Raw genomic sequence first — 14,689 nt, 5'->3', positions numbered from 1 at the left:
AGGTGACGAAGTTGTATATTAAAAAACAAATCAAAGGCATGACGCCTTACCAGCCGGGAAAACCAATTGAAGAAGTGAAACGGGAGCTTGGACTGACCACCGTCCATAAAATGGCTTCCAACGAAAATCCATACGGTGCCCCGCCGGAGGCCAAACAAGCAATCGAAGAAGCGGCCGCCGATCCGGAAATTTATCCGGATGGTTATGCAGCTGAGCTCCGCCAGGCAGTGGCCGAGGAGCTGAATGTTGGAGAAAAGCAGCTGCTGTTTGGGGCCGGTTCCGACGAGGTGATTTTAATGCTCTGCCGGGCCATGCTTGGGCCGGACACAAATACCGTCATGGCGGTGCCATCGTTTTCGCAGTACAAGCATAATGCGGCCATTGAAGGAGCGGAAATCCGTGAAATTCCGGCAGTGGACGGAGAACATCAGCTCGAAGCAATGCTTGAAGCGATTGATGAACAGACACGTATTGTCTGGGTATGTAACCCGAACAATCCGTCCGGCGCCTATATTAATGATGAAGCATTTGTGGCATTTCTCGATCGGGTCCCGGAAAACGTACTGGTCGTTTCGGACGAGGCTTACATTGAATACGTGACCGCAAAGGATTATCCGGATACGCTGAAGCTGCTGCAGGAGTACCCGAACCTTCTTCTTTTGCGTACATTCTCAAAGGCTTATGGTCTGGCCTCTCTCCGGGTCGGTTATGGCGTAAGCCATGAAGAGTTGATTCAGTCCCTGGATCCGGTCCGGCCTCCGTTCAACGTTACAGCTGTAGCTCAGCGGGCGGCAACGGCAGCCTTGAAGGACCGCGGCTTTATTGAGAAGTGCCGGAAGAAAAATAAAACTGAACTCGATAAAATGACAGCCTTCTGTGAAGAACAGGGCCTGGACTATGTCCCTTCGCAGACCAATTTTCTGCTGATTCATACAGGAGTTGCAGGAAGCGTTGTTTTTGACGAAATGCTGAAAAAGGGTATCATCATCCGCTCAGGAGAAGCTCTCGGCTATCCGGAATCGATCCGTGTAACGATAGGGACCGAAGAGCAGAATGAAGCTTTTCGCCAGACGCTGAGTGAAGTGCTTGAACGTCAGCAGGCCAGGCTTTAGCGGACAACACCCGGAATCCGGCTCCGCTCGGGGCCGGGTGTTTTTATTTATGGAAACAAAGAGAGGCCTGGAGGGAAACAGATGCAGAAAAAAGCAGCAGTTATCGGGCTGGGACTGATCGGAGGGTCAATTGCCCTTGCCATCAAACAGGAACATCCCGGTGTTTATATTACAGGAACAGATGTAGATGAAGCCCAGACAAAGCTGGCGGTATCCTTGAGTGTTATTGATGAGGCTGCCCCGGACCTGGAGAACGCTGTAAAAGAAGCAGATCTGGTTGTGCTTGCCACTCCGGTTGCCACCACTGAGAAATTGCTCGTGCAGCTGGCTGGCATGCCTTTAAAGCCCGGAGCTATCGTTACCGACGTCGGCAGTACAAAAACATCGATCTGCGAGCAGGCAGACGTTCTTTCGGAAAAGAACGTTCATTTTATTGGTGGCCATCCCATGGCCGGTTCCCACAAAAGCGGTGTCCACGCTGCCCGTGTCCGTCTGTTTGAAAATGCCTACTACGTGCTGGTGCCAAACGGGCCGGGCTCTGCTGAAAAGATTGGTGAGATCAAAGATTGGCTTCAGGGCACACAGGCGAAATTTATTGAGCTCTCCTACGGACAGCACGACCTGCTGACAGGCGTCATCAGTCATTTTCCGCATATTGTGGCATCGGCCCTTGTGCATCAGGTGAAGGGGATGGAGGACGAACAGGCATGGGTGACAAAGCTCGCTGCCGGAGGGTTCCGGGATATTACGAGAATCGCTTCAGCCAGCCCGGAAATGTGGACGGATATTCTGCTGAAAAACAATGACGTGATGCGGCAGCTGATGGAGGACTGGAAGCAGCAGATGAGCGCCATTGAACAGATGCTTGCCGCGGGGGATAAAGAGCAGATTTACCAGTTTTTTGAGCACGCCAAGTCTTATCGTGATGGACTGCCTGCCAAGAAGCAGGGGGCCATACCGGCCATTTATGACCTGTTTGTCGACGTGCCGGACCATCCCGGAGTTATCTCGGACGTAACCGGTATTCTTGGACGCACCGGCATCAGTATTATCAACATCCGGATCCTTGAAACGAGAGAGGACATTATGGGCGTGCTGCAGCTGACGTTCCGTACTGAAGACGACCGGCGGGCCGGCATGCAGCAGCTCGAAAAGCACGATTATGAATCCTACATTGGTTAACCGAAAAAAGAATGAAAAAATAGGGGAGAAGCATTGACAACGCTTACAATTACGTTATACTAATATTAGCGTATGGTTTCTCTCCACTCCTATCCATACTCTTTATCTTAAAACTAGCCGATGTGGCGGCACACCTGATGAGTAGACATCAGGTGTTTTTTTTTGTTTTTGTAAACGTTGTCACTTTCTGCGTGTAGAAGGTTTTCTGTTCGTCACAGCGGGCAATGTTTGCTATAATTACACAGTGCTAAACGAGATTTACCTGGAAGAAAGGTTGTTGACGGCGTGAATTTAGAAACGATCCTTGAAACGATAAGAAACGGCGATACGGAAAAAGGGCTTGAAGAGATGGAGAAATACAGCCACTCTGCAAATGATCAGGAAAAATACGATATAGTGGAAATGTATCAGGAGCTGGGCCGCTCGGATAAGGCACAGCCGCTGATTGAAGACCTGCTTGGACGCTATCCCGATGAAGGGGCACTGCTGACTACTGCAGCCGAGAATGCGATTGATCTCGACGATGAGGATGAGGCGATTGAGTGGCTGCTTGAGGTAAAGGAGTCGGACGAAGAGTATCTGCGGGCGCAGCTGCTGCTTGCTGACTTGTATCAGATGCAGGGGCTCGATGAAGTAGCGGAGCAGAAGCTTTTGGATGCACTAAAGCAGAGTCCTGAAGAGCCGGTGCTGCTTGCCGCCGTTGGGGATTATTATTTATCCCGCGGAGACTACGCTAAGAGCATTCCTTATTTGAAGCAGGCGGAAGGTGCCGGGTTTAAATTTCCGGATGGGAGCCTGAGCCTTCGTCTCGCTGAAGCTTACAGCGTGACCGGTTCGTTTGAGGATGCGCTGAGCTACTACGAGGCCGGACTGAAAGAACACACGGAGCTCCACGCTTTGTTTGGGTACGGCTATACGGCGCTGCAGGTCAGCGATTATCAGCTGGCTGCGGAAAAATTCGAAGAGCTCCGGAACATGGATAAAGACTTTGTAGCCCTCTATCCATATCTCGTGCGAAGCTACGAAGGTCTCGAGGACCATGAAAAAGCCCTGGAAGCAGCCAAGGCTGGCATTAAAGAAGATGAATACAATGAAAATCTATATACCGAGGCCGGGAAGCTGTATATGGCGCTTGGCAACGAAGAAGAGGGAGAAAAACATCTCAAGGAGGCGCTTGCTTTAAATCCGGCTCATCTTGAAGCGGCGAATGCGCTTCTCAGCATGTGGATGGAGCAGGAAGAACCGGAGGCAATGATTGACCTGATTGATCATTTATACGAAATGGGCGAGCCGGATGTGCGTTTTCAGTGGTACTACGCCCGGGCTAAAAATCTTCAGGACGAGCCCGTCGAAGCAAAAGAAAAATACGAAGAAGTGTACAGTGTGTATCAGGAAAACGAAGTATTTCTTGAAGAATACGGCCGTCTGCTGCTTGAGCTCGGCTACCGGGAGAATGCGTTGAAGCATCTGGAGCAGGCTTCGGCCATGCAGCCGGATAACACTGAGCTTCAGCTTTTGCTTGAAGACCTTCGAATGAGCGAATGAAGACACGAACCTGGTGTCTTTTCCTACATATAAAATGAGGCGGATGATACAGTGAAACAGCTACTTGGATGGTTTGGGACACCTTACGTGTTAATCCCGCTTTTTATCATTAACGCGCTCGGTACCATTTACGGCTATATTTGGTACGGGCAGCAGCTGCAGCAGACGCCGGCTGTGTTTCTGCCCTTCGTCCCGGACAGTCCGACCGCAAGCCTGGTTTTTACGATCGTTCTCGGACTCTATATTATCGGCAGAAGGAGCGGACTGGCGGAAGCGTTTGCTTTTATAACGCTTGTAAAGTATGGGCTTTGGGCGGTGGGAATGAATGTGTTTTCCGGCGTGGCCGGAGAGGCTCTCAGCTGGCAGCATTACATGCTTATCGCCTCTCACGCGGGTATGGCCCTGCAGGCGTTCCTGTATCTTCCGTACTACCGGGTGAAGCTTCGGCATATCGGGGCAGTAGCGGTATGGACACTGCATAATGATATAATTGACTACGTTTTTGGGATGTATCCCTGGGTCTCGAGGTCGCTTGAGCCGTACATTTCCCTGATCGGCTATGGCACATTCTGGCTCAGTATTATTTCTACGGGGCTTCTGCTCTGGTGGCGGATCAGCCCCGGCCGGCCGGAGCTTCGGCTCATGGAGGAATAGAGCAGAATCTTTGACATTATACCCCTGCCTGCATACAATATAAGTATATATAAATGGAGGGATGAGAAAAAATGGGAATGCTTCTGTTATATTTAGCAGCGCTGATCCTCATTCCGCTTTGGGCACAGTCCAAAGTGAAAAAAGCATATAAAAAATATTCGAACGTAAGCAATTCATCCGGAATGACAGGGGCCTCCGTGGCAAAAAAAATCCTGGAGGAAAACGGCATCTATAATGTACGCGTAGAGCCGACTAAAGGAAAACTAACGGATCACTATGATCCCTCGAAAAAAGTTGTCCGCTTGTCGGAGGAGAACTATTACAATTCGACAGTAGCGGCTCAGGCTATCGCTTCCCACGAAGTGGGACACGCCATTCAGGATGCGGAAAACTATGCGTTTTTACGATTCCGTTCCTCGCTTGCCCCGGTGGCTTCGACCGGGTCCAACCTTTCCTTCTTTTTAATTCTTGCCGGTATTTTGCTGCAGTCGACCGGCATGTTTCTGGCGGGCATCGTATTCTTTTCGGCCGCCGTACTGTTCCAGGTTGTCACTCTTCCGGTGGAATTTAATGCGAGCAGCCGGGCCATGAATCAGATTGTGGCGACCGGTATAATCAGCAACAATGAAGAACGGGAAACGAAAAAAGTGCTCGATGCCGCTGCATTAACGTACGTGGCAGCTGCTCTGGTAGCCGTGCTGGAACTGGGGCGTTTTATCGCCATGTTCCTCATGACAAGCCAAGAATAGTAAAAAACACCTGCGCCGGCATCGCGCAGGTGTTTTTGTGTATTGAATCTGATGAAGATGTGGGTCGAATCCGCCTTACTGCAGCGGGTTTTTGTTTTCATCGAGCGTGAAGCCCTCGCCGATAACATCCTGGACATCGTTAACCGTAACAAACGCATGGGGGTCCACCCGTTCGACAAGGTGTTTCAGGCGCATCAGTTCGTTTTTGCCAACGACACAGTAGAGAATCTCTTTTTCCTGGCGGGTGAAGCTGCCCTTGCCGTTTAGTATAGTTGCTCCCCGGTTCATCTCCTGTAAAATGGCGTCAGCTACCTCCGGAGCCTGATCGGAAATGATCATGGCGGCTTTGCCGGAGTACGCCCCCTGCTGAATAAAATCGATGACGCGGGCAGCCACGAATACAAACACGAGCGTGTACATTGCTTCCCGGTAGTCTAAATACAGCAGAGAGGCAATGATTACGAAGGCATCAAACATAAACAATGACCGTCCCATCGTCCAGCCGAATACGTTGCTTGCAAGCTTGGCGATAATATCGGCTCCCCCGGTCGTACCGCCGTACCGGAAAACAATGCCGAGGCCCGAGCCGACAAAAACACCGGCAAACAGAGCGACCAGAACAAGATCATCCTGAAGCGGCAGGCGGAGAAGGTCGACTTTTTGAAACAGCCACAGAAAAAAGCTGACAGCAGCTGTACTTATAAGCGTATAGACAAATACGTGCCGTCCGAGCAGCCGCCAGCCCAAAATCAGGACGGGAATGTTCAGAACGAGGTTGCTGAAGGCCGGGTTGATATTGAATAAATTATAAAGAATTAGGGTAATACCAGTAAAGCCGCCGTCCGCTAGCTGGTTTTGCATGTTAAAATAGACGAGTCCAAAACTCATAATGGCAGAGCCAAGCACAACAAAAAAGATGTTACGGGTATGTATCCAAATGCTCATGATGGTTCCTCCTCTCCGGTCGGAAAGCTTGTATCAACCGTTATATTATAGTAAAGCCCAGAGCAGGAGGCAATCTATGTTTGTCAAACCGAATGGATTTTTATACGATTGAAGGGAGGACGCCGGAATGTCCCGGGAACAGATAACGATGAAAGAAATGCAGGAAAAAGTGGATGCCTTCATTGGCCAGTTTGAAGAAGGGTATTTCAGTCCGCTTGCCATGCTTGCAAGAATGACAGAAGAAACGGGAGAGCTTGCCAGAGAAATTAATCACTACTACGGTGAAAAGCCGAAAAAAGAAAGCGAAGAGCATAAATCACTGGATAAGGAAATGGGCGACATGCTGTTTGTGCTCATCTGCTTTGCGAATTCACTTGATATTGATCTGGATGAAGCGTTTCGTATCGTAATGGAAAAGTTTGAGACAAGAGATCAGGATAGATGGACGAAAAAGGAGAATGAGAAATGACTGAATCAATCCGCGTTATCGTGGCCGGGCCGAGAGGAAACATGGGTAAGGAAGCTGTACATATGATTGAAGCAGCAGAGAATCTGCAGCTTGCCGCTGTGGTGGACCATAAATACGAAGGCTCACTGCTGTCGGAAATCGAAGGAATGCCAAATTCCGGGGCACACGTCTATACAGACGTTGACCAGTGTCTCAACGAGGTCGAAGCAGAAGTTTTTGTAGACTTGACCACGCCGGAAATTGGAAAGATACATACAGAAAAAGCACTCGACTACGGTCTTGCGTCCGTCGTTGGTACGACCGGATTTTCCGATGAAGATCTCGAACGCCTGCGTCAGAAAGCAAAAGAGCAGCAGCGGGGAGTGCTTATTGTACCAAATTTTGCTATCGGCGCTGTACTGATGATGAAAATGTCGCAAATGGCTGCGGCCTACTTCCCTGACGTTGAGATTACCGAACTGCATCATGACCGAAAGCTTGATGCTCCGTCCGGCACCGCTGTGAAAACGGCAAAGCTGATTCAGGAAAATCGGACTAAAAAAACACAGGGGCACCCGGAGGAAAAAGAAACGATGCCGGGAGCACGCGGAGCGGAGCTTGACGGTATGAGAATTCACAGTACACGTCTTCCGGGCCTGGTGGCACATCAGCAGGTGATGTTTGGCGGCGAAGGCCAGACGCTTACTATTCGTCACGACTCGATCAATCGGGCCTCATTTATGCCGGGTGTCAAATTTGCGATTGAGCAGGTAGTCACGATGAACGAGCTCGTCTACGGCCTCGAAAACATTCTGGAGTAAAGGGGAGCTTTTATGAATATCGCACTGATTGCCCATGATAAGAAAAAGGATGATCTTATCCGGTTTGCCGAAGCATACAGGCATATCCTCGAGCGTCATACCCTTTCAGCAACCGGAACGACCGGTGGGAGACTGAAGGAGGACGTAGGCCTGAACGTCAAACAGTACCAGTCCGGGCCGCTCGGCGGCGATCAGCAGATCGGGGCACAGATTGCAGAACAGCAGGTGGACCTGGTGCTTTTTTTCCGGGACCCATTGACCGCGCAGCCGCATGAGCCTGATATCACCGCATTGATGAGGCTCGCCGACGTACACGGGGTACCGCTTGCGACAAACATGGCCGCAGCTGAGGTGCTGATCAAAGGGCTTGAACATGGATTGTTTGCCTTTCGGGATATTTTAAAGGAGTCTACAGATCAATATGACACATAAACGAACGCTGTTAACCGTAGGGGCCCATCCTGATGATATTGAAATCGGAATGGGCGGGACGGTAGCACTGCACAGTAAAAAAGATAACGTCTATATGCTTTCCCTGACAGAGGGGGATCTTTCATCCAATGGGACCGTGGAAACAAGACGGCAGGAAGCAGAGCGGGCAGCAGAGATCCTTGGTGCCGGAAGGCTTCAGCTTACCTGGAGGGACCGGATGCTTACAGCAGTAACCCAGGAAGAATACACCCAGCTTGTGCAGCTGATCCGGCGTATCCAGCCAGACGTGATATTTGCCCCGTACTACCTTGACCGGCACCCGGACCACGGCGATGCTGGAAATATTGTTAAGCGGGCTGTGTTTGATGCAGGAGTCAAGCTTTATCCGGGTGTGGACGAAAACGCCCACAAAGTACCGGACATGTACTATTATATGATCAACGGCTACCACCGGCCCGCCTTTTATGTGGATATCACCCAGGCGGCCGGTGACAAAGAAGCGGCCTTAAGAGCGTATAAAAGCCAGTTTAATCCGGGAGAAGATGCCGTAAGTACGCCGCTTACGGACGGGTACCTCGAAACGATTCAGGCAAGAGACCGACTATTCGGCAAAGAAACGGGAGTGACTTACGCGGAAGGGTTTATCGCAGAAACTCCGATGCTTTTTCAACAGGTGCCCGGCAGACAAGGAAGTGACTAAGCGTGAAAATTGGAATAACGTGCTACCCGACGGTGGGAGGCTCAGGAGTAATTGCGACGGAGCTCGGCAAGCTGCTTGCTGAACGAGGCCATGAAATTCATTTCATTACCTCGGCGATTCCGTATCGTTTAACCGAAACCTCACCGAATATTTATTATCATGAAGTCTCAGTAAACCAATACGAAGTGTTCCAGTATCCGCCTTACTCTTTAACGCTTGCAAGCAAAATGGCGGAAGTTGTCAACCGGGAGCAGCTCGACGTCCTGCACGTGCATTACGCCGTGCCTCACGCTGTCTGTGCGATTTTAGCCAGAGATATGACCGATCATCCCGTAAAAGTAGTAACAACGCTTCACGGTACAGACATCACCGTGCTTGGCCATGACTCCTCGCTTCGTGATATTATCCGCTACGCCATTCAGCGCTCGGACGAAGTGACCGCGGTATCGGACGCTCTGGTGGATCAGACAAGACAGATGCTTGAAGTTGGCCGTGATATTCATACGATTTATAATTTCGTGGACGAGCGGGTGTACGGTCCGAAAACGGACAAGAAGGATTTAAAAAAAGCATACAATATTGACGAGGACGAAAAAGTGCTTCTGCATGTCTCTAATTTCCGTCCGGTAAAGCGGGTCGTGGACGTCGTTCGTACATTTGCTGCAGTACAGACGGAGGTTTCCTGTAAGCTGGTTATGCTTGGGGACGGTCCAGACCGGGAAAAGGCATGGGCAGAGGCGAAAAGGCTCGGCGTTGACCAGGACGTACTGTTTTTAGGCAATCAGCGGCAGGTAGCCGACTATTTGCACATTGCCGATCTGATGCTGCTGCTTTCTGAAAAAGAAAGCTTCGGCCTGGCTGCACTTGAAGCGATGGCGTGCGGCGTGCCAGTTCTCGGCACAGATGTCGGAGGTATTCCTGAGGTGGTTTTTCATAATGAAACCGGCTATGTTGTACCGCTCGGGGCAGTAGAGCTGGCTGCTCAGCAGGCAGTCGGACTGCTGACGGATCCAGATAAGATGAAAAGTTTCAAACAGCGCTCGCTCGACGTGGTGGAAGAATATTTCTCCTCCTCACGCATCGTAGCCCAATATGAAGAAGTGTACCGTCGGACCGTGGAGGACGAGTAATGAATGGCCGGCAGACGTGGGAAGAGGCGCTGCTTGTTATTAAAACATTACAGAGCAACGGAATTACTGCCTATATTGTAGGCGGAGCCGTACGTGACCGCCTGATGAACCGGAATCCGAGCGATATGGATATTGCAGCAGCAGCGACCACCGGAGAGCTTTTGATTGTTTTTCCGCACGCTGTGAAGCCATCGGAAAAGCACGGTACCCTGCTCGTAAAGAGTGGAAAGAGCATCGTGGAGGTTACCCCGTTCCGACATGGGGCGGAAACAATTGAAGAGGACCTAAAGCATCGCGATTTCACATGCAACGCGATGGCAGCAGATGCCCAGGGGAGAGTGATCGATCCGTTCAATGGACAGAAAGATATCCGCGACCAGGTACTGCGTACGCCGGAGTCGCCTGAACGCGCTTTTTCCCTCGATCCGCTCCGGGTAATACGGGGATTCCGCTTTAGTGCAGTTCTCGGTTTTTCGCTGGATCCGGAAACTGAACGGGCAGCGAAAACAGCTGCAGAAGGGCTTTCACATACCGCCTTGGAACGAATAAACGGTGAAATAACCAAGCTGCTTGAAGGACAGAAACGTCTGTGCGCCCTCGAAAACATGAGAGAGCTGCGTTTGTTTTCCTGTTTTCCCGAAAAGGTCCGGCCGGCATCTCCCTCTTTTCATCATCCCACGCTTGTGCAGTTCCCTGAAGGCATAAAGGTTTCATGGGCAGCACTGCTGTACGCCCTGTATGGACGAAAAAGCCTGGACGTGCTGAATGGATGGCGGTTTTCCAATCAGGTACGAAAGCAGTGCCGCTGGCTGCTCGAACGAGTCGATGTTGCTGCTTCTTCTGACACGTGGCTGCAGTGGCTGTATTATTTCGGGCCAAAGCAGGTGGCAGATCTGGAGAAGCTCAAACAGTGGAAGTATTTTACTTACCAGCCACGGTCCTATGCAGAATGGAAAAAGAAATGGGAGGCCCTTCCGATTCATTCCAGGAAGGAGCTGGCCCTTCCGCCAAAATCGATCGCCTCGATGCCGGCTTTCAAAGGCACGGCAAAAGTCGGGCAGGCGATCGCGTTTTTGGAACAGGCAGTCGTGAATGAAAAGGTGGAAAACAGTGAACAGAAGCTGTTAGCCTATTTGGAGGAAATGAACGATGAATAAAAACCGATTGCTGCAGCTGTTGATGAACCACCGGGACCGTCCGGTATCCGGCCAGGAGCTCAGCGACGAACTGCAGGTGTCCCGTACCGCTGTATGGAAGCAGATCGAAGAGCTTCGGAAAAATGGATATGAAATTGAAGCGGCATCCCGGCGAGGGTACCGGCTGGTTCGGTTTCCGGACCGGGTCGGCACAGAAGAAATTATGCTTCATCTTACAACTGCTCGTCTTGGCCGGTCGATTGTTTATAACGATACCGTGCCCTCCACCCAGGAAATTGTACGGGGACAGGCTGAAAAAGGAGCGGAAGAGGGTCTTGTTGCTGTAGCGAATGAACAGGTAGAGGGACGGGGAAGACTGGGGCGTGTATGGCAGAGCAGTCCGGAGCAGGGCATATGGATGAGCCTGCTGCTCCGTCCGCAGGTGCCTCCCCGCTATGCTCCACAGCTTACGCTGCTGTCAGCGGTGGCTCTTGCCGAGGCGCTGGACAGCTATCTTCCGGAGCCCACGGCGATTAAATGGCCGAACGATATCCGTATTCATAAAAGGAAGCTCGCAGGTATACTAACGGAAATGCAGGCAGACATGGATGAAGTACAGACGGTCATTGTCGGCATGGGTATTAACGTAAACCAGGCTGACGGGGACTTTACCGGAGAGCTTGCGGAAAAAGCCGCTTCCATCCGGCAGTACGCAGGAGCCCGGCAGAGTCGTCCGCAGATTATTGCATCTATCTTAAAAAGCTATGAGTCCTGGTATAATGAATACTTAACGAATGGGTTCGGTGCAGTCAAAGCTGCCTGGTCCGCTAAAACAGATACACTGGGATGTTTTATCCAGGTCGAAACGTCCCGGCAGACAGTGGAGGGAACGGCTCTTCGTATAACCGAAGAGGGGGCTCTTCAGGTCCAGAAGACAGATGGCAGTATTCAAACGGTACACAGCGGTGAAATTCTGGACAGTCCCCCACCGGAATAGCGGAAGAAAGGAGGCAGGCAGATGGGACAAAAATATGTAGTCATAGATGTAGAAACAACCGGCACGTCTCCGAGAAAAGGAGCAAAAATAATTGAAATCGGCGCAGTGCTGATGGAGGACGAAGAAGTACTTGACACTCTTTCCACCTTTATTCAGCCGCATATGCCGATCCCTCCTTTTATCCAGCAGTTTACCGGCATCCGGGATCAGGACGTGGAGCATGCTCCGGAGTTTTATGAGGTGGCTCCCACATTAACCGCCTGGCTGGAGGACGCTACCTTTGTCGGGCATAACGTGCAGTTTGATCTGGCCTTTATCAATGCAGGCATGCAGGAAGCCGGATTCCCGCTGTTTCAGGGACCAGTGGTGGATACAGTAGAGTGTGCGAGACTCGCTTACCCAGAGGCGCCGGGGTTTCGGCTGTCACAGATTACGTCGTGGCTGGACCTCGACCATGACCGTCCGCACCGGGCGGACAGCGATGCCCTCGTCACTGCAGAGCTGTGGATATCTATCCGTAAAAAGTTAGCTGTGCTTCCAAAGGACGTGCTTCACCGTCTGGACCGCCTGGCTGCCTCTCTGCACAGTGATCTTCACCGGTACATTGAGCGCTGCATCGCAAAAGCGCCGCAGCAGCTTCCGTATGATTTAGAGGAAAACCACGGCATTGTGTTCCGCAAAGAGCTTCCGGCGGAAAAGCCGGAGCAGAGAAATGTATCGATGCAGGAGATCCTGAGTGGAAGTCATGCTAAAAGCCGAGGCTGGGACCGTTTCGAAGAGCGGCCGGGCCAGCTGGAGATGGCAGAAATGGTCTATGCCTCGTTTGAGGAACGCTCCCACGCCGTTATAGAAGCGGGAACCGGTCTGGGGAAAACGCTCGCCTACCTGCTTCCAGCCGTAAAATATCATCGTACATACAACCAGAAAATATTAATTTCCACTCAGACGCTCACCCTGCAGGAGCAGCTGATGAATGAAGATCTCCCGCTGCTTGAGCGGCTGATTGATGACCGGGTTTCTGTGGCTGTTTTAAAGGGCCGCGGCAACTACATCTCGTTGCAGCGATTTGAAAAATGGCTGCAGCACCGTCAGTTTTCGCTCGAAGAAGCGCTCGGCCTCGGCCAGGTGCTGATATGGCTGACGGAAACCCGGCACGGAGATCTTGATGAAATTAATATGGCCGGCGGCCGCAGGAATGCTCTCTGGGAAAGCCTCCGCCAGAATCATTACCAGGATGAGCACGCTCAAAGAGGGTGGGAGGAGTACTGTTTTTATGCTCGCGCCCGCCGCAAAGCCGAATATGCTGATATCGTCGTCACCAATCATGCGATGCTTTTAAGCGATATGTACCAGGGGAAAAATTTATTTTCCACCTATCCGTACGTGATCATTGATGAAGCCCATCACCTGCCGGAAACGGCAGGAAAATATGCAGGCAGGTCCGTTCACTATACAAAAGCAAACCGGCTGCTCCGCAGGTTCGGCCTGGATACAAAACAGAGCGTCGTGCGCCCGCTCATCTGGTTTGGGGAAGAAGCCGGCATCGTGTTTGAGCCTGGCTGGTACCAGGAACGCGAGGATAACCATGCGGTGCTGATGTATGAATGCGACGAGCTCTTTCGTCTGCTCACGCGCTGGTGCCGCTCGGCTTCCGGCCGTCGGCGCTCGGAAGTGGGCCGGTACAGCCAGCGCTTTATGCCTGGCAGGGAATCCGGGCCGGTGTGGGAGCAGGTGGAGGATGCCGGGCGGCGTTTTCTCACCCTTCTGGAACAGGAATTTAAAGCATGGGAAGCGTTCGGAAAAGTATGGGAGACGCAGCCGTCCTCCAAAAGCTTTGTAAATGAACTTGCCGAATTGAACGCCTATCTCGAACAGCTGGACGAGCTTGGGGACAATCTGTTCCATCTGTTATTTGAACGGGAGCCTGAGCATGTTTACTGGGTGGAAGCAGAGCAGAGCGGGGCTAAAAATGCTGCGTACATTTACGCCCGGCCGGTGGAGGTGGCCTCGGAGCTTAGTGAGCAGCTGTTTATGAAAAAAGCAAGCGTCGTCCTTACCTCCGGGTCCCTTGCAGTAAACGGCTCATTTGAATACATGAAATCAAAAATGGGGCTGAACGATTTTCTGCCGCAGACAAGTCTGATTGATTCCCCCTATCATTATGCTTCCCAGACGCAGCTGCTCGTTCCAAAAGATATTTCCGGCGTGAATGATAAACACGCTGATTTTGCACAGGAAGCAGCTGAATATATTTTTCATGCTGTCAATATTACGGAAGGAAAAACGATGGTTCTGTTTACGTCCTTTAACATGCTTAAGCAGGTGTATCACCAGCTGAAAGAATGGACTGAAGAATCGACGCTGAGCGTCATTGGGCAGGGAATTACGAGCGGTACCCACGCCAAGCTGACCAAGCTGTTTCAGCAGCAGGACAATGCGCTTCTTCTTGGGACCAATGCTTTCTGGGAGGGCGTCGATATTCCCGGGGAAAAGCTGCAGCACGTGATCATTGTGCGTCTGCCTTTTTCTCCGCCCACAGACCCCGTATACGAAGCTGTGTCGGACAAAATGCAGCGTCAGGGGAAAAGGTCGTTTTACGCAGAGGCCCTGCCGCACGCTGTTCTCCGATTCAAACAGGGCTTTGGCCGGCTGATCCGTCATTCCGAGGACCGGGGCGTGGTAACAGTACTAGATAAGCGGATTATGGAAGCTTCCTACGGCTCGTCGTTTATTGATTCGATTCCCCGGACAAATACGTATTATGAACCGATGGATGCGGTTTTGGACCGTATCGCTGACTTTTTTGAAGAAGCAAAAAAACGTTAAAGGAGTGTGGAG

14 protein-coding genes are annotated in these 14,689 nt (G+C 51.3%); 13 read left to right on the top strand and 1 reads right to left on the bottom strand.

All coding sequences use genetic code 11. The annotated features are described in order from the left end of the window. Nucleotides 1-11 precede the first annotated feature (11 nt). The 5 genes from hisC (at nt 12) to SIC45_RS08325 (ending at nt 5,242) form a co-directional block, all read left to right on the top strand. Nucleotides 12-1,112, top strand: a complete 1,101-nt coding sequence (gene hisC, locus SIC45_RS08345) for a histidinol-phosphate transaminase (RefSeq protein ID WP_319631804.1) — start codon at nt 12-14, stop codon at nt 1,110-1,112. 81 nt (nt 1,113-1,193) lie between these two features. Then, complete coding sequence (locus tag SIC45_RS08340) at nt 1,194-2,294, top strand: prephenate dehydrogenase (RefSeq protein WP_319631803.1); 1,101 nt, start codon at nt 1,194-1,196, stop codon at nt 2,292-2,294. Between the two features lie 285 nt (nt 2,295-2,579). Continuing rightward, nucleotides 2,580-3,839 (top strand): tetratricopeptide repeat protein, encoded by a 1,260-nt coding sequence (locus SIC45_RS08335; protein WP_298785950.1) that lies wholly within the window; start codon nt 2,580-2,582, stop codon nt 3,837-3,839. Nucleotides 3,840-3,890: 51 nt separating this feature from the next. Continuing rightward, complete coding sequence (locus SIC45_RS08330; RefSeq protein ID WP_319631802.1) at nt 3,891-4,493, top strand: DUF1405 domain-containing protein; 603 nt, start codon at nt 3,891-3,893, stop codon at nt 4,491-4,493. 71 nt (nt 4,494-4,564) lie between these two features. Continuing rightward, nucleotides 4,565-5,242: a zinc metallopeptidase gene (locus SIC45_RS08325; RefSeq protein WP_298785946.1), complete on the top strand. Its 678-nt coding sequence runs from the start codon at nt 4,565-4,567 to the stop codon at nt 5,240-5,242. Between the two features lie 75 nt (nt 5,243-5,317). Here the strand turns inward: SIC45_RS08325 and SIC45_RS08320 are convergent, their stop codons facing one another. Beyond that, entirely contained in the window at nt 5,318-6,187 is an 870-nt protein-coding gene (locus SIC45_RS08320; protein WP_319631801.1) for a YitT family protein, read from the bottom strand. 127 nt (nt 6,188-6,314) lie between these two features. On the opposite strand from SIC45_RS08320, the gene SIC45_RS08315 reads away from it, so the two are divergent. The 8 genes from SIC45_RS08315 to dinG are packed head-to-tail and all read left to right on the top strand — an operon-like array spanning nt 6,315 to nt 14,677. Beyond that, a complete protein-coding gene (locus SIC45_RS08315; RefSeq protein WP_319631800.1) occupies nt 6,315-6,656 on the top strand; it encodes a nucleotide pyrophosphohydrolase in 342 nt (113 codons plus the stop codon). Continuing rightward, nucleotides 6,653-7,456 (top strand): 4-hydroxy-tetrahydrodipicolinate reductase, encoded by an 804-nt coding sequence (dapB, locus tag SIC45_RS08310; protein ID WP_319631799.1) that lies wholly within the window; start codon nt 6,653-6,655, stop codon nt 7,454-7,456. The genes SIC45_RS08315 and dapB overlap by 4 nt, the downstream gene beginning before the upstream one ends. Before the next feature lie 12 nt (nt 7,457-7,468). Next, nucleotides 7,469-7,888 (top strand): methylglyoxal synthase, encoded by a 420-nt coding sequence (gene mgsA, locus SIC45_RS08305; protein WP_319631798.1) that lies wholly within the window; start codon nt 7,469-7,471, stop codon nt 7,886-7,888. Then, the gene (gene bshB1 / locus SIC45_RS08300; RefSeq protein ID WP_319631797.1) at nt 7,878-8,588 is read left to right on the top strand and encodes a bacillithiol biosynthesis deacetylase BshB1; all 711 of its coding nucleotides are present in this window, start codon (nt 7,878-7,880) and stop codon (nt 8,586-8,588) included. The genes mgsA and bshB1 overlap by 11 nt, the downstream gene beginning before the upstream one ends. Nucleotides 8,589-8,590: 2 nt before the next feature. Continuing rightward, the gene (bshA, locus tag SIC45_RS08295) at nt 8,591-9,718 is read left to right on the top strand and encodes an N-acetyl-alpha-D-glucosaminyl L-malate synthase BshA (protein WP_298785933.1); all 1,128 of its coding nucleotides are present in this window, start codon (nt 8,591-8,593) and stop codon (nt 9,716-9,718) included. Continuing rightward, nucleotides 9,718-10,875, top strand: a complete 1,158-nt coding sequence (locus SIC45_RS08290) for a hypothetical protein (protein ID WP_319631796.1) — start codon at nt 9,718-9,720, stop codon at nt 10,873-10,875. The genes bshA and SIC45_RS08290 overlap by 1 nt, the downstream gene beginning before the upstream one ends. After that, nucleotides 10,868-11,851, top strand: a complete 984-nt coding sequence (locus SIC45_RS08285) for a biotin--[acetyl-CoA-carboxylase] ligase (protein ID WP_319631795.1) — start codon at nt 10,868-10,870, stop codon at nt 11,849-11,851. Before SIC45_RS08290 ends, SIC45_RS08285 begins: the two co-directional genes overlap by 8 nt. Nucleotides 11,852-11,872: 21 nt before the next feature. Beyond that, on the top strand, nt 11,873-14,677 hold the full coding sequence (gene dinG, locus SIC45_RS08280) for an ATP-dependent DNA helicase DinG (RefSeq protein WP_319631794.1): 2,805 nt from the start codon (nt 11,873-11,875) through the stop codon (nt 14,675-14,677). Nucleotides 14,678-14,689 lie beyond the last annotated feature (12 nt).

Origin of the sequence: Marinococcus sp. PL1-022 (assembly GCF_033845285.1) — a bacterium.
In the GTDB taxonomy this organism is placed as follows: domain Bacteria; phylum Bacillota; class Bacilli; order Bacillales; family Marinococcaceae; genus Marinococcus.
Note: the sequence above shows the minus strand (reverse complement) of the source record. Positions and strands in the feature narration are given on the sequence as shown.

Bases quoted from the DNA above. Each gene is read 5' to 3' on its own strand.
- mgsA (WP_319631798.1), top strand. From the start codon at position 7,469: ATGAATATCGCACTGATTGCCCATGATAAGAAAAAGGATGATCTTATC.
- dapB (WP_319631799.1), top strand. From the start codon at position 6,653: ATGACTGAATCAATCCGCGTTATCGTGGCCGGGCCGAGAGGAAACATG.
- SIC45_RS08325 (WP_298785946.1), top strand. From the start codon at position 4,565: ATGGGAATGCTTCTGTTATATTTAGCAGCGCTGATCCTCATTCCGCTT.
- SIC45_RS08315 (WP_319631800.1), top strand. From the start codon at position 6,315: ATGTCCCGGGAACAGATAACGATGAAAGAAATGCAGGAAAAAGTGGAT.
- SIC45_RS08320 (WP_319631801.1), bottom strand. From the start codon at position 6,187: ATGAGCATTTGGATACATACCCGTAACATCTTTTTTGTTGTGCTTGGC.
- dinG (WP_319631794.1), top strand. From the start codon at position 11,873: ATGGGACAAAAATATGTAGTCATAGATGTAGAAACAACCGGCACGTCT.
- SIC45_RS08285 (WP_319631795.1), top strand. From the start codon at position 10,868: ATGAATAAAAACCGATTGCTGCAGCTGTTGATGAACCACCGGGACCGT.
- SIC45_RS08290 (WP_319631796.1), top strand. From the start codon at position 9,718: ATGAATGGCCGGCAGACGTGGGAAGAGGCGCTGCTTGTTATTAAAACA.
- SIC45_RS08340 (WP_319631803.1), top strand. From the start codon at position 1,194: ATGCAGAAAAAAGCAGCAGTTATCGGGCTGGGACTGATCGGAGGGTCA.
- bshB1 (WP_319631797.1), top strand. From the start codon at position 7,878: ATGACACATAAACGAACGCTGTTAACCGTAGGGGCCCATCCTGATGAT.